Here is a 14,897-nt window from a genome sequence, read left to right as displayed (position 1 = left end):
GCGCCATGCAGCAGGAGGCCATCGAGGTCGTCCGGGAGTACACCGAGGCGGTGTTCCGTCGTGCCCGGACGCCGATGGAACCGCTCAACTACGAGGTGGACTGGGCCGATCAGCCGTCCCGGCACAAGAGCTACCCCGACGCGCCCCGGTTGCCGCTGCCCGCCGAGCTGCCCGACCTGCCGAGCATTCGCGACCTGCACACCTCCGAGGGCCTGCCGCCGGTCACCGGCTGGTCGCTGGCCCGACTGGCCGCCCTGCTGCGGCTGTCGTACGGGGTGCTGGACCGGCGGTTGGCGGTCAACTGGAATCAGGACGTCGCCAAACGGGCGCACTTCGAGCACGCGGTCTGGGGGCGGGGCACCGCCTCCGGCGGCGGGATGTACCCGGTGGAGCTGTATCTGGTGGTGGGCCCGGACGGGCCGCTGCTGCCGGGCGTCTACCACTACCACACCGGGACGCACGTGCTGGAGCGGCTGCTGGTTGGCGACGTCACCGGCACCGTCCGTGCCGCCCTCGGCGTCGACACGACCCCCACCGACAGTTACCTGTTGGCCGGCATCCGGTTCTGGAAGAACTCGTTCAAGTACAACAGCTTCTGCTATCACGTGGTCACCCAGGACCTCGGCGCGCTGCTCGGCTCCTGGGACCTGCTGGCGCCCGCGCTGGGCGTACCCCTGCGGCGGTTGCTCTGTTTCGACCCGGCGCCTCTGGAACGGCTGCTCGGCCTCGACGGCGACGCGGAGAGCGTCTTCGCGGTGGTGCCCGTGGACTGGGGCGGCACCGCCGTGGCCGCGACGGAGACGGCGGCGGACACGGACGTCCGGGTCTGGTATCCCGCGTTCGAGCGGTCCTGTCGCGTCCGCGACTTCGCCGCCGTCACCGCGGTGCACCGGGCGGCGGCGGCCCCGGCCGTCCCAGCTCCGGACGTGGTGGACGCCGCCGCACCCCGGGACCTGCCCGGTGCGCCGGTGTCACTGCCCGCCGCGCAGCTGGATCGGCTCAGCCGGCCACTGTCGACGGTGTTGGCGACGCGGTCCAGCAGCTTCGGCCGGTTCCGCCGTCCGCCCGACCTGACCGCCGCCGAACTCGGCACCACGCTCGCGGTCGCCGCCGCCGGCCGCCGCTATCCGGCGGACGTCAAGCGGCCCGACGGCGGGCCCGAACTGACCCGACTCTGGGTCTTCGCGAACCACGTCGAAGGGCTGCCCGGTGGCAGCTACGCCTACTGCGAACGGCGACACGCCCTGCTGCCGGCCGGTCCCGAGCCCGACGGCGGAATGGCCGCGTTCCTGCAACAGCAGTACTTCCTCACCAACTACACGATGGGTCAGGTCGGCGCGGTGCTGGCCATCTCCGGCAGACCCGACGCGGTCCTCGACGTGCTCGGGCCGCGTGGCTACCGAATCCTGAACGCCGAGGTCGGCAGCGTCGCCCAGCGGGCGTACTGCGCGGCCACCGCACTGGACCTCGGCTGCGGCGCGGTCCTCGGCTTCGACAACGTCGCCATGAACACCGCCCTTGGGCTGGACGGCACCGACGAACGGACGGTGCTCTTCCTGCTCCTTGGGCGACACCCGCAGGCCACCGCCGATGTGGCGTACCGGCTGTGACGGCCCCGACGCGTGACGACCCGACGAAGGAGAGACCCGTGACGGTGTCCCTGCCCGCACCACCGGTGACCCCGATGTCCTGGCGGATGCCCGGAGTGTTCATGCTGCGCACCGCCGGACTGCCGTTCGAGGTCGCCGACCGGCTCGCCTTCGAGCGCAGCGCCGACTGGGCCCGCCGGGTGCTCGACCTGGAGGAGCGGCTCCGCGTCACCGGACGGGATCTGGCCGACGCGTTGCAGACCGCGGTGGCCCGGAACCTGACCGACGACGGGTTGCGGCAGCGACTCATCCGACTCCGCCGGGACGTGTTCAACCTCCGCCCGCCCCGCCTGCTGGACGCGGCGTCCTGGCCGGTCGAGGCGTTGGGCGTGGACACCCACCGGGAGTTGACCGGCTGGCTGGACACCTTCGGGGCGTACCGCCAGGAGTTGGCAGCCGGCCCGGCGGTGCTCGACGACGAGTTGGAGAGCCGGCGGGCGGTGCTGCGTGCTCTGGCCGAGGACCCGGACCTGCGCGGGGGGATCCTGCTCGCTTCTCCGTCACTGGATCGCTACCTTGCCGGCTACGTCACCGCGACCGGTCCACTCGGCAAGCGGGCCCGCCGCATCGAGCGGTCACTGCTGGAGTACGCGTACCGCACCGCTGCCAAGACCAGCCCGTTCAGCCGGCTGACCACCGTGAACGTCGGCACCTTCGACACCGGGACCGGCCGGCTGCTGGACGCCGCGCCGAGCAGCGACGACGCCGCGGCGGCGACGAGAGGCAGCGCCCGCCTCAACCTCGCCGCGCTGGGCCGGCTGTCGGCAATCGTGCTCGCCGAGGAGACGCTGCGCCTCGACCTGCCGGTGGCCCTTACCAGCGGTTGGCGCATCGCCCACGGCCGGTTGCGGTACCTGCGTCGACGACGGACCAGCTCGGAGGACGGTGACGCCGCGATCACCCTGGAGTCGATCCACGAGTCGCTGTTCGTGCTCCCCACCGGCCGGGTGCTGCACGACATCCTGGCCGCGCTCGCCGGCGGCCGGGTACGACGGTTGGCCGACCTGATCACCGAACTGACCACCGACGAACGCCCCGCCGACGAGATCGCCCAGTACCTGCACCACCTGCTGCGGGTCGGCCTCCTGGTGGTGCCGAACCTGCAACTGGACATCCACGCCGACGACCCCGTCGAGGGTTACCGGGCCGCGTTGCGGCAGATCGCCCGGGACTGGTCCGACCGGCTCGCCGAGCGGGTGGCCGTCGCCAACCGGCTGGCCACCGCGTTCCCGCAACAGGACGTACCGGGGCGCCGCCGGGCGCTCGACGGCATCCGCGACGAACTGGTCGCCGCCCACGCCGACCTCGGACGTCCGGACATCCCGGCCCCCCGCACCCTGGTCTACGAGGACGCCACTCGGCACACCGACGCCCCGGTCACCGCCGACCGCGAGCGCTGGGAGCGGGAGGTCCTGCCCGGCCTACGGGCACTCGCCCGGATCATGCCGGTGTTCGACATCAACCTGCCCCGCCGGTTGGCCACCAAGGGCTTCTTCCGAGCCCGGTACGGCGACGGCGGCCGCTGCGACGACCTGCTCACCTTTGCCCACGAGTTCCAGCAGGACTTCTTCGAGCACTACAGCGGCCGGATGATGCGCCGCCGCGCTTTCGACGAGGACAACCACTACGTCCGGCAGGAGAACTGGTTCCGGCAGGACGAGATCACCGCGCTGGACGATGCCCGGCTGGAGGTGGCACGGCGGATGAACGAGGCGTACGACCGGCTGCCTGCCGACGCCGAGGAGCTGGTCCTCGACGACGACTTCATGACCGACGTGGCCGCCATGGTGCCCGAGACACTGGGCACGCTCGACCCCCGGTCGTTCTTCCTTCAGCTCGCCGACCAGGGCGGACGACACCGGGTGGTGGTCAACCGGGTCTACTCCGGAATGACGCTGCTCTTCTCCCGCTTCGCGCATCTCTTCGCCGAGCAGGACCTCGCCGGGGCGCTGCGCTCCGAACTCCTGCGTCTCCAGCCGCCCGGCGCGGTGCTCGCCGAACTCAAGGGCGGGTACGACGCGACAAACCTCAACCTGCACCCGGTGGTCACCCCGTACGAGCTGGTGTGCCCGGGGGAGATCAGCCACCGGCCGGCGGCCGAGCAGATCGACATGGACGATCTCAGCGTCGAGCATGACCCGGTCAGCGATCGGCTGCTGCTGCGCTCGCGGCGGCTCGATGCCGAGGTCGTCCCGGTCTACCTCGGGTTCCTGCTGCCGATGGCGTTGCCGGAGGTGCAGCAGGTGCTGCTCACCTTCGCCTACCTGGGCATGGCTCAGCCCGACCTGTGGGCCGGCACGACCGTGCCGCTGCCCGGTCGGGGCATCGCGGGCTATCCGCGCATCGTGCACGGCGACCTGGTGCTGCAACGGCGGATGTGGAAGCTGCACCCGGAGCACCTGCCGACCCGTACGCCCGGGCTGAGTGACGCCGAGTGGTTCCTGGCATGGCAGCGGTGGCGGCGCGACAACGGCTTGCCGCGTCGCGTCTTCGCCACCCCGGAGGGCGCGCGGCTCACCCCGGCGGCCGGGGACGACGGCGCGAGACCTGGCGCGCAGCCCGCGGCCCGGCCGGACCACAAGCCCCTCTACGTGGATTTCGACAGCCACTTCTCGCTGCAACTGCTGGACGCGACGGCGCGCGGCGCGGGCAGTCGGCTGGTGCTGACCGAGATGCTGCCGGGCCGCGACGAGCAGGTGCTGCGCAGCGACGCCGGCACCTACGTTACCGAGCTGACCGTGGAACTGAACGGCGTCCGAGACGGAGTGAACCATGACTGACTACCCCTCGCCGGTCGCCCACGGCTGGCTCAGCGTGCACGTCTTCTACGCCAGCAACGCCAACCCGATGCTTGTCGAGGGCGTCCGGCCGATTGTCGACGAGCTGCGGGCCGAAGGCCTGATCAGCCGGTACTTCTTCATCAAGTACTGGATGGAGGGGCCGCACGTACGCCTGCGGGTGCTGCCCGCGCCCGGCGTCGACCCGGCGGTGGTCCGCGCCCGGGTGGACGCGGCCATCGGGGCGTTCCTGCGCCGCCGGCCCGCCCTGTACGAGGTGGACAGCGCCGGCCTCGGTGACCTGTACAAGCAGATGTTCCTCGCCGAGTACGGCCAGCAGCGGTGGGACGAGGAGTACGGCGCGGACGGCGTCATGCCCATGCGGGCGAACAACAGCCACCATCACATCCCGTACGAGCGGGAGTACGGCAGGTACGGCGGCCCTGCCGGGATCGAGCTGGCCGAGTGGCACTTCGAGCATTCCAGCGACGTGGTGATCGACCTGCTGGCCACCACGAACGTACACGTCCGCCCGGTGCTGCTCGGGCTCTCCGCGCAGCTCACCATGATGATGTGTGCCGTCTTCCTCGACGACGACCAACGGATCGCCGGCTTCCTCGACGAGTACCGGAAGTTCTGGGAGGTTTCCTACTCGGAGCCCAGCGACGACTACCACGCGAGCTTCGACAGCAGCTACCAGCGGATGGACGCTGCCCTGCGCGGCCGGCTCGCCGACATCCGCGTGGCGGCCCGGGACCGTTCGGCGGAACGCCTCGGCGGTGTCGAAGGCCGCTGGCTGGCGCACTGCGCCGAGCTGCGGGAACGGGTGGTGGCGCTGGCCGAGGGCGGCGAACTGCTGTTCCAACGCGGCAGCGAAGCCCCGACACCGATCACCGACCTCGACGCGGCGATGCCCATCCTGCTCAGCTCGTACGTGCACATGACAAACAACCGGCTCGGGGTGAGCATCCTGGACGAGATCTACCTGTCGTACCTGCTGCGCGCCGCGCTGCTCGCTGAGGCGCCGGCCGGCGCGCTGCTTCCTGAGGCGCCGGTCGGCGCGCGATGACCACCATCGACGCGACCTGGACACGTCCCCGGCTGCGCGCCGGGGTGGCGCTCGGCCCCGGGCAGTGGCGCGGCGAAAAGCTCGTGCACCACGTCCGGGACGCCGAGACCGGCTGGTTCTATCGGGTCGGTCCACGGGAACACTTCCTGCTCTCCCGGATGGACGGCACCCGCACGCTCGACGATCTCGCCGCCGAGTACGCCTCGACGTACCAGCGTCGGCTCGGGCCCGAGAACTGGCAGCAGCTCTTCGGCATGCTGCACCGCCGTCAACTGCTCGACGGTGCCACCGACCCGGAGACGATCGCCGGCCTGACCGCCTCCGCCGCCGAGGGTGCGACGAAGGCGCGACGCGGGCCGCTGTCAGCGCGGTGGCCGCTCTTCGACCCGGACGCGCTCTTCACCCGGCTGCTGCCCCTGCTCGGGCCCCTGTTCAGCTGGTGGTTCGTGCTGCCCGCCCTGCTGGCCGTGCTCGCCGTGACCGGCTACGTCGCGGTGCACCTGCCGGATCTGCTGGGCGGGGTAAGCGGCGGACACCGCCCGCTCGCCGCGATCGTGGCGGCGGTGGTGATCACCTGGCTGATCGTCTTCCTGCACGAGTGCGCGCACGGGCTGACGTGCCGGCACTTCGGAGGGCGGGTCACCGAGATCGGGGTGATGTGGCGCTTCCCGCTGCTGGCGCCGTACTGCAAGGTCGACGACATCGTGCTGTTCACGCCCCGGCGGCGGGTGGCCACCGCGTTCGCCGGCGTTTTCGTCAGCATGCTGACCCTGGTGCCGTTCACCGCGATCCGGATCTGGGCCGAGCCCGGGGCGCTGCACGACCTGGCCGGGACCATGCTGCTGTTCGGCACCGCGACCGCTGCGCTCAATCTGGTGCCGTTCCTGCGGCTGGACGGCTACCACATGCTCAGCCACGCCCTCAACCTTGCCGACCTGCGGGCCGACACGTACCGGTTCTGGGGCCGTCTGCTGCGCGGCGGCCCGCGCGCGACCACCTCCTACCGACGACGGGAACGGTGGATCTACATCGGGTACGGCATCGCGTCGGCGGTCTTCGCGGTGACCCTGCTGACCCTGCTGATCCAGTTCTGGTACGCCTCGCTGGCCCGTTGGGTCGGGGGCGGCTGGGCGGTCGCTGTGCTGGTCGCCGAGGCTTTGGTGCTGCTGGCGTTCGCCGCGTACGTGGCCCGTCGCAGGCGCGCCGAAGCCCTCGACGACAACTCAGGGTTGCAGGCCGCGAACGGCCCGCAACCCTGAGCCGAGCTGCGCGCCGCCTCAGCTTCGGGTCCACCGCTGGCTGTTGCCGGCGTTGCAGGTCGAGAGGACCACCGGGGTGCTGTTGGCGGTGCCGGCGGCGTTCGGTGCGAGGCACAGGCCGGATTGCACTCCGGTGACCGTGCCGTCGGTGTTGAGGTTCCACTGCTGGTTGCTGCCGCCGTTGCAGTCCCAGATGATCGCCCGGGTGCCCGGCGTGGTCCCGGAACGCTCGGCGTCCAGGCACTTCGTGCCGTACACCTGGAGTTGCTTGGTGGCGGTCGGCGTCCACTGCTGGTTGGTGCCGCCGTTGCAGTCCCACAACGTCACCTGGGTGCCGTTCGTCTGCGATCTTGACGGGACGTCGAGGCACCGACCGGCGTTGACGTTGCGCAGCGGCCCGGCCGTGCCGCTCGGTGGCGGAGTGGTCGGGGGTGACGTGGTGGGGCTCGTGGTGTCGAAGCCGATGAACCGGACGGCCTGAGCGGCGTCGAACGGGATGGAGTGGCCGTACCCCTGGAAGCTGATCGCCTCGACCGGCGCGGTGCCGCCGGTGCCGCCGTAGCGAGTGCGGGTGGCGCTGGTCTGCGGGGAGTCGGTGTAGCTGGGGGTCTGCGACACGCCCTGCACATTGGTCCACTGCTTGATCTGTTCGCCAAAGTTGACGTAGCTCAACGTGGTGTCGGTGGTGCCGTGCCAGATCTGCACCCGGGGACGCTTGCCGGTGTAACCGGGATAGGCGTTGCGCACCAGGTCACCCCACTGTTGCGGGGTCTTGACGATCCGTCCGCCGGAGCACTCGCTGTTCCACTCCGAGCCGTTGGTGGTGGCGAAGCAGCCGAACGGGACCCCGGAGGAGCTGAATCCGGCATTGAACAGGTCCGGGTAGAGGCCGAGCATGACGTTGGTCATCATGGCACCGGAGGAGAACCCACCCACGGCGATCCGGTTGGAGTCGACCGGGTAGCGGCTGCGGACGTAGTCGACCATGGACTTGAGGCCGATGGGGTCGCTGCCGCCGTCACGCCGGAGCGCCTGCGGGGAGGAGACGTCCCAACACTTACTGCTCCGGGTCACCGACGGGTAGATCACGATGAAGCCGTAGCGGTCGGCGAGTGAGCTGAGCCCGAAACTGCCGTGCACCGCGGGGCCACTGCCGCCGCAGTAATGCAGGGCGAGCAGGAGCGCCGGCTGGGCAGCGACCCGGTCCGGCACGTACAGGTGCATCTGCAGGTTCGTCGGGTTGGTGCCGAAGCTGGTCACCTGGGTGAGTGTCGCGGCCGACGCCGGGGTGGCGACCGTGACCACGGCCGTCATCGTCGCCAGGGCCGTCGCCAGCGCGGCGGCCAGCAGTGCGAGTCTTGGTTTCATCGGCGCTTCCTCTCTGCTTCGGGGCCCGGCCATCGACTGTGAGCGATAACATGCTGTTCGTCAAGACGTAACGTATGACGTCATCTGACCGGCTGGTAGAGCCCTCCTTGGGATCCTCGGTCCGCACATGACATTCCTGTGCGTCGATGACAAGTCGCGCGCGGGGCTGAGGTCCGTCCAATGGGTAGCCGCGATCCAGCACGGAATCCCGGGGGACGGCGAGCGGTGTGGCCGAGCCGGCGGTGCCGGATCGTGGCCACACTGCGCAGAGTGCATCCTCCCCGTTCTCCGAACGCAGTTCGCGGGATGCGCCGGCGGATCTTGACAGGTCTCCGATGAGGGACGAACATCCTTCCTGGATTGAGACAACGTTGTCACGGCTGAGTGCGACGGCCCCCGGCATGGAGAAGAGCGTGACGGTGTTCCCGTCGGGCTTCACGCACACGGTCGTTAATCGAAAGGCAAGTACTGTGCCAAACCCAACGGCTCGTGCGGTGCAGACCGCGAGACGCCGAACTCTCGCCGCTGTCGTAACGACAGCCGTTGCCGCGCTGGCGGCGGTCACCGCGGGCTCGCCCGCCTCGGCCGCCCCCGGTCCGCGGCTGGTCACCGACCCGGCTGCGTACGTCAACCCCCTGATCGGCTCCACGAATCTCGGCAACACCTACCCCGGAGCGGTGCGTCCCTTCGGCATGCTGGCCTGGAGCCCGCAGACCACCACGGGCAACCAGGTCTCGACCCCCGCGCCCGGTGGCTACGAGTACGGTGCGACCCGGGTCCGTGGCTTCAGCCTCACCCACCTCAACGGGGTCGGCTGCAACGGAGGCGCCGGCGACATCCCGATCATGCCGTACGTCGGTGACGTCACCTCGTCACCGAGCGTCGACACCTCCGACGCGACGTACGCGAGCGACTTCTCCCACGAGAACGAGACAGCGCGTGCCGGTTACTACCGGGTCGGCCTCGACAGCGGTGCGTCGGCTGAGCTGACCACCACCGCCCGCACGGGCTCGGGCCGGTTCGGGTTCCCCGCCAACCAACCCGCCAGCATGCTGTTCCGCACCTCCAACTCGGAGACCGGCAGCACCGATGCCACCGTGCAGGTGGACGCTGCGGCGCGGACCGTCACCGGCTCGGTCACCGCGGGCAACTTCTGCGGCCCGCAGAGCGAGAACAACCGCCAGGCCCTCTACACGGTGCACTTCACCGCGCACTTCGATCAGCCGTTCGCCCGGATCGGCACGTGGCAGGACGGCACCCTGACGCCGGGCGCCTCGACGGCCTCGGGCGGCACCGGCGTCGACACCGGCGGTCCGGTCCCGGGCAAGGGATCCGGCGCCTACGTCACCTTCGCCAACGGCACCACGAAGGTCGGCGTCAAGGTCGCCATCTCCTACATCAGCCTGGACAACGCCGAGGCCAACCTGCGGGCGGAGAACCCGCAGAAGAAGACCTTCGACGCGGTCCGGTCGGAGGCCACGGCGGACTGGCAACGCGAACTGGGCAAGATCAAGGTCGGTGGTGGAACCGCCGACCAGCTCAGCACCTTCTACACGGCGCTCTACCACTCCATGCTGGAGCCCACGCTCACCAGCGACGTGGACGGCCGCTACCTCGGCGCCGACGGCAAGCCCCAGCGGCTGGCCAAGGGCCAGCAGGCGCAGTACGGCACCTTCTCCGGCTGGGACCAGTACCGCGCCCAGGTGCAGCTGATGACGCTGATCAACCCGAAGGCGGGCAGCGACTATGCGCAGTCGCTGTTCAACTACGCCACCCAGCGTGGCGGCGAATGGGACCGCTGGCTGCTGCAGCACGGCAAGACGAGCGTCATGTCCGGTGACCCGGCGGCCCCGGCGGTCGCCGGCATCCACGCCTTCGGTGGGCGGGACTTCGACGTCAAGGGCGCTCTTCGTTCGCTGATCACCGCGGCGACCGTGCCGAACGCGAACGACTCCGACAGCGCCGGCTGCAACGTGGCCTGCGTCGGACAGCGTCCCGCGCTCGACAAGTACCTGAAGCTGGGCTACGTACCGGCCGACGGCTGCTCCTGCTGGGGCGGTGCGGCCGAGACGATGGAGGACGCGGTCGCCGACTCCGCGCTCGCCGAGCTCGCCGGCCAGGTTGGCGACCGGGCGAACGAGCGGACCTTCCTCAAGCGGTCGGGCAACTGGAGCAACGTCTTCGACGTGACCGCGACCCCGCAGGGTGGCTACATGCGCTCCCGCAAGGCCGACGGCACCTGGGCGGACCGCACCTTCACCCCCGCCACCGAGAGCGGGTTCGTCGAGGGCAGCAGCGCCCGCTACACCTGGATGGTCTACTCGGACGTCGCTGGTCTGGCCCGCGCCATGGGTGGTAACAAGGCCGCCGAGCAGCGGCTCGATGCCTTCTTCCGCGTTCCGGACGGCACTCCGGACGGCGCTTTCGACTTCTCGGCCCGCGACCTCAACCGGTACGACCCCACCAACGAACCTGACATGAACGCGCCGTACCTCTACAACTACTTCGGCGTGCCCTACAAGACCCAGGAGACGGTCCGGGCGGTAGTAGACCAGCTCTGGAGCAACACCCCCGGCGGCATCCCGGGCAACGACGACGCCGGCACCATGTCGTCGTGGTACGTCTTCTCCGCGCTCGGCATGTACCCGCAGAACCCGAGCCGGGCCGACCTGGTGCTCTCCGCACCGCTCTTCCCGCGCGCGGTGATCGAGGCCGGGCACGGCCGCAAGATCACGGTCAACGCCCCGGACGCTTCGGCCCACAACAAGTACATCCAGTCGGTCAAGGTGAACGGCAAGAAGTCGAACCGGAGCTGGGTCCCCGACTCCCTCGTCAACAAGGGCGGGACCGTCGACTTCGTGCTCGGTGGCAAGCCGAACACGTCGTGGGGCAGCGCTCCCTCCGACGCCCCGCCCTCGTACGGCGACGGTCGGCAGCCGTACCTGACCGGTGCGAGCCCGCAGACGCTGAAGGTGGAGCCGGGTGGCACCGCGGCTGCGACGTACAAGGTCCAGGCGCTCACCGACAAGCCCACCGCCGTGCGCTGGAAGGTCAGCGCGCCCGCCGGGCTGGCCGTCACCCCCGATCAGGGGGACTACAAGCTGACCGGTGACGGAACGGGTAGCAAGGCGCTCACCGTTTCGGCGGCGGCCGACCTCAAGGCCGGTGCGTACACGGTGACGGTGACCGCCACCACCACCTCCGGCGCGGTGCTGCCCACGGTCACGCTGCCGGTGACGGTCGCCGTCCGCGACAGCGTGCAGTGGAACCTGAACAGCAACGGCATCTCAGCCGACGACACCAACCCGCAGGCCAACTTCGACACCGGTGGCTGGAGCTACTCCGCCAAGGCGCTCGAAGCCGCCGGGGTGACGCCGGGGTCCACCGTGTCGGCCAACGGGTTCGACTTCACCTGGCCGAACGTGGCGCCCGGCGACCCGGACAACATCCTGGTCGGCGGTGGCGGTCAGGTGCTCAGCGTCCAGGCGGCCGAGGGTGACACCAAGCTGAGCCTGCTGGGCAGCGCCGTCTTCGGTGCCGCGAGCGGCACGGTGACGCTGACCTACACCGACGGCAGCACCCAGCAGGCGGTGATCGGCTTCAGCGACTGGACTCTCGGTGGTGGGGGCGATCAGCCGTCGTTCGGCAACGTGACGGCGGTGCACACGACCTACCGCGACAAGATGGGCAGCGGCATCGATCCGGTGGCCACGTACGTCTTCGCCACCGCCCCCATCGACCTGCAGCCGGGCAAGCAGCTCGCGAGCCTGACGCTGCCGGCCGCCGCCCAGGGCGACGCCGTCCTTCACCTCTTCGGCGTAGCGACGGCCTGACCTTGGGCCGGGCTGTCGCTCGGATAGCCACTGGCCGGCGTCGCGCAAGCGGCGACGGATGACGTGCGGGCCTGCTCTGCCGCGAGGCGGAGCAGGCCCGCACTGCCTGAAGGGGGCCAGCGACGGCGGCTCCGATCGGCCACGAGCATCGAACGGGTGAGGTGCTCGCGTTCGCGTCTCGCCGGGGGATCGGTGGCCGGTAGCGTGCGGACGTGAACGCTTCACGTCTGCCTCGTCGGTTGCTGCTCACCGGGGCCGGTTCGGCCGCCGTGGCCGCGCTCACCGCCTGCCAGACCGTTCGATCCAGCGTGCCCACGCCGCAGCCGACGCGCGCCGCGACGAGCGGTACGCCGGACCAGGCAGCGCTCCGGCGGAAGATCGCGAGCCTGCTCGTGGTGGGCTTCCGTGGCGACCGGGTGAAGAGCGGCGACTGGATCGTCAAGGCGATCAGAGACGGTCTCGGCGGGGTGATCCTCTTCGACCGTGACCTGGAGACCGGGGCCGCTCGCAACGTCCGTTCACCGCAGCAGGTCACCACGCTGGTGCGGGAGCTCAAGAAGGCCGCGCCGGGCCGGCTGATCGTGTCGATCGACCAGGAAGGCGGACGGACCGCGCGGCTCAACCAGAGCAACGGGTTCCCCGCCACCAGGTCGGAGGCCGAGATCGGCGCCGAGAACTCTCCGGCGGCGACGCGCGAGTGGGCACGGGGACTGGTGGAGAGCCTCACCCGGGTCGGGGTCAACCTCAACTACGCGCCCGTCGTCGACCTGAACATCGACCCGGCGAGCCGGGCGATCGGAGCACTCGACCGTAGTTTCTCCGCGGATCCCGACGTGGTCGTCAGCAACGCCACCGAGGAGATCCACGCCCACCGGGCCGCCGCCGTCAAGACCTCGCTCAAGCACTTCCCGGGCATCGGAAGCGCTGCGGGAAACACCGACTTCGAGGTCGTCGACGTCAGCGCCACCTGGCGGCCCATCGAGCTGGAACCGTACCGACGGCTGATCCGGGCCGGCCTGGCGGATTCGGTGTTGGCGGCGCACGTGCTCAACAAACAACTGGATCCGAACCGACCCGCCTCGCTGTCGCCGAAGGTCATCACGGATCTGCTCCGCGGTGAGCTCGGCTGGCAGGGCCCGGTGGTCAGCGACGACATGCAGGCGGTGGCCATCACGCGCCAGTACGGCTCCGCCGAGGCCGTTCACCTGGCGCTGCAGGCCGGCGTCGACCTGCTCGTCTTTGCCAACCAGCAGGTGTACGAACCGGACATCTTCGAAAAGACGCTGAACGTGGTGGTCGGGCTGGTCCAGAGCGGGAAGCTGAGCCAGGCGCGCATCGACCAGTCCGTCGCCCGGGTCGACACCCTCCGCCCGAAACGCTGACCTACACCGACGGCAGCACCCAGCAGGCGGTGATCGGCTTCAGCGACTGGACTCTCGGTGGTGGGGGCGATCAGCCGTCGTTCGGCAATGTGACGGCGGTGCACACGACCTACCGCGACAAGATGGGCAGCGGCATCGATCCGGTGGCTACGTACGTCTTCGCCACCGCCCCCATCGACCTGCAGCCGGGCAAGCAGCTCGCGAGCCTGACGCTGCCGGCCGCCGCCCAGGGCGACGCCGTCCCTCACCTCTTCGGTGTGGCGACGGCCTGACCTTGGGTAGGGGTGTGTTGCTCGGATGGCCACTGGTCGGCGTCGCGTGAGCGCCAACCGGCGATCTGAGGGCCTGTTCTGCCGCGAGGCGGGACAGGCCCTCACGCTGGTATTGGCTGGTGTCTGCTGCCGGCGGACCTGGCCACCCGACCCAAAGGGGCAGTTGATCGGCCATCGTGGACGTTATGCTGCCGGCATCGACGGGGGAGGCAGTCAGTCATGACGCAGTCGGAGTCCGAGATCGGCCTGCAGCCCAACAAGCCGAACGCAGCGAGGATGTTCGACTACTACCTTGGCGGCAAGGACAACTTCGCCGCCGACCGGGCCGCCGCCGAGATGGTGTTGCAGGTAGCGCCGTGGATGCCCGAGGCCGCCCGGCAGGGCCGCGACCTCATCGCGCGGGCGGTCCGCTACCTCGTGCAGGAGAAGGGCATCCGGCAGATCCTGGACCTCGGCTCCGGCCTGCCCACACAGGACAACGTCCACGAGATCGCGCATCGCCTCGACCCGGACGTGCGCGTCGTCTACGTCGACAACGACCCGGTGGTCTGCACGCATGGGCGCGCCCTGCTCGCCGACTCGACGAGGGTGGTGTCGGTGGTGCAGGCCGACCTGCGCGACCCCGAGCAGGTCCTCGACCACCCGGAGATCGGCGCCGCGATCGACCTCGGTGAGCCGGTCGCGGTGCTGATGATGTTCGTGCTGCACCTGGTGCCAGATGAGCAGGATCCGCAGCGGATCGTGTCGACCTACCGGGACGCCCTCGCCCCCGGCAGTTACCTGGCACTGTCACATGCCAGCACCGACGTGCACCCGGACCTGATGGCCCGCATCTCGGCGATCTACGACCGCGCGAACAGCCCGTTCGTGCCGCGCAGCCACGCGGACATTTCCGGGTTCTTCGGCGACTTCGTCCTTGAGCCGCCGGGGCTGGTCAACATGTGGCCGCACGCGGAGCCGCCGGCCACCGATGACCCGAGCGTCGCTCGCACCGGCTGCAGCGGCGTCGGCCGCAAACCCTGACGCCCGGGGGTCCTCCGCCGCCACACCACGAGATCCTGGACAGTTTCCATCACCCTGGCGGGTTCAAGATCGGAGGCGGCCGTTCGTGGGGCGGTCGCGTGGCGGGTCGTGGGTCGTCGCGTGGCGGTCGCAGGTGGTCGGGGTGGCTTGATCGACACAACTTCGCCGATGTCGAGGTATCCCGTGCAGGCGGTTTCAAGCGGCGGTTGCAACCAGGTGTTTGTGGAGTACTTCGGCCGGATTATGCCAGTCGAGGGTTTTTCGT

General features: G+C 70.1%; 9 protein-coding genes. 8 read left to right on the top strand and 1 reads right to left on the bottom strand.

Translation table 11 applies throughout. The features are described from left to right. Positions 1–5: 5 nt before the first annotated feature. Genes ACLQ28_RS13465 through ACLQ28_RS13450 form a run of 4 tightly spaced genes read left to right on the top strand, consistent with a single transcriptional unit; the run spans position 6 to position 6,754 of the window. On the top strand, positions 6–1,610 hold the full coding sequence (locus ACLQ28_RS13465; RefSeq protein ID WP_425686581.1) for a SagB family peptide dehydrogenase: 1,605 nt from the start codon (positions 6–8) through the stop codon (positions 1,608–1,610). 38 nt (positions 1,611–1,648) lie between these two features. Further along, positions 1,649–4,429: a lantibiotic dehydratase gene (locus tag ACLQ28_RS13460; protein WP_425686580.1), complete on the top strand. Its 2,781-nt coding sequence runs from the start codon at positions 1,649–1,651 to the stop codon at positions 4,427–4,429. Beyond that, positions 4,422–5,495 (top strand): thiopeptide-type bacteriocin biosynthesis protein, encoded by a 1,074-nt coding sequence (locus tag ACLQ28_RS13455; protein ID WP_425686579.1) that lies wholly within the window; start codon positions 4,422–4,424, stop codon positions 5,493–5,495. Before ACLQ28_RS13460 ends, ACLQ28_RS13455 begins: the two co-directional genes overlap by 8 nt. Next, a complete protein-coding gene (locus ACLQ28_RS13450) occupies positions 5,492–6,754 on the top strand; it encodes a hypothetical protein (protein ID WP_425686578.1) in 1,263 nt (420 codons plus the stop codon). The genes ACLQ28_RS13455 and ACLQ28_RS13450 overlap by 4 nt, the downstream gene beginning before the upstream one ends. Before the next feature lie 18 nt (positions 6,755–6,772). Here ACLQ28_RS13450 and ACLQ28_RS13445 read toward each other — a convergent pair whose 3' ends face one another. Next, on the bottom strand, positions 6,773–8,122 hold the full coding sequence (locus ACLQ28_RS13445) for an extracellular catalytic domain type 1 short-chain-length polyhydroxyalkanoate depolymerase (protein WP_425686577.1): 1,350 nt from the start codon (positions 8,120–8,122) through the stop codon (positions 6,773–6,775). Positions 8,123–8,616: 494 nt separating this feature from the next. On the opposite strand from ACLQ28_RS13445, the gene ACLQ28_RS13440 reads away from it, so the two are divergent. The 4 genes from ACLQ28_RS13440 (at position 8,617) to ACLQ28_RS13425 (ending at position 14,632) form a co-directional block, all read left to right on the top strand. Then, positions 8,617–11,955, top strand: a complete 3,339-nt coding sequence (locus ACLQ28_RS13440) for a GH92 family glycosyl hydrolase (protein ID WP_425686576.1) — start codon at positions 8,617–8,619, stop codon at positions 11,953–11,955. Positions 11,956–12,167: 212 nt separating this feature from the next. Further along, positions 12,168–13,337 (top strand): glycoside hydrolase family 3 N-terminal domain-containing protein, encoded by a 1,170-nt coding sequence (locus ACLQ28_RS13435; RefSeq protein ID WP_425686575.1) that lies wholly within the window; start codon positions 12,168–12,170, stop codon positions 13,335–13,337. Between the two features lie 29 nt (positions 13,338–13,366). Continuing rightward, entirely contained in the window at positions 13,367–13,609 is a 243-nt protein-coding gene (locus tag ACLQ28_RS13430) for a hypothetical protein (RefSeq protein ID WP_425686574.1), read from the top strand. 219 nt (positions 13,610–13,828) lie between these two features. Further along, positions 13,829–14,632 (top strand): SAM-dependent methyltransferase, encoded by an 804-nt coding sequence (locus ACLQ28_RS13425; protein ID WP_425686573.1) that lies wholly within the window; start codon positions 13,829–13,831, stop codon positions 14,630–14,632. Positions 14,633–14,897: the final 265 nt, after the last annotated feature.

The sequence above is a fragment of the Micromonospora sp. DT201 genome, from assembly GCF_049841575.1.
GTDB lineage: Bacteria > Actinomycetota > Actinomycetes > Mycobacteriales > Micromonosporaceae > Micromonospora.
The sequence above is the reverse complement of the archived record's forward strand: the minus strand, read 5'-3'. Positions and strand labels throughout refer to the sequence as shown.

Coding starts and splice junctions, on each gene's coding strand:
- ACLQ28_RS13465 (WP_425686581.1), top strand. CDS start 6: ATGCAGCAGGAGGCCATCGAGGTCGTCCGGGAGTACACCGAGGCGGTG.
- ACLQ28_RS13455 (WP_425686579.1), top strand. CDS start 4,422: ATGACTGACTACCCCTCGCCGGTCGCCCACGGCTGGCTCAGCGTGCAC.
- ACLQ28_RS13450 (WP_425686578.1), top strand. CDS start 5,492: ATGACCACCATCGACGCGACCTGGACACGTCCCCGGCTGCGCGCCGGG.
- ACLQ28_RS13445 (WP_425686577.1), bottom strand. CDS start 8,122: ATGAAACCAAGACTCGCACTGCTGGCCGCCGCGCTGGCGACGGCCCTG.
- ACLQ28_RS13425 (WP_425686573.1), top strand. CDS start 13,829: ATGACGCAGTCGGAGTCCGAGATCGGCCTGCAGCCCAACAAGCCGAAC.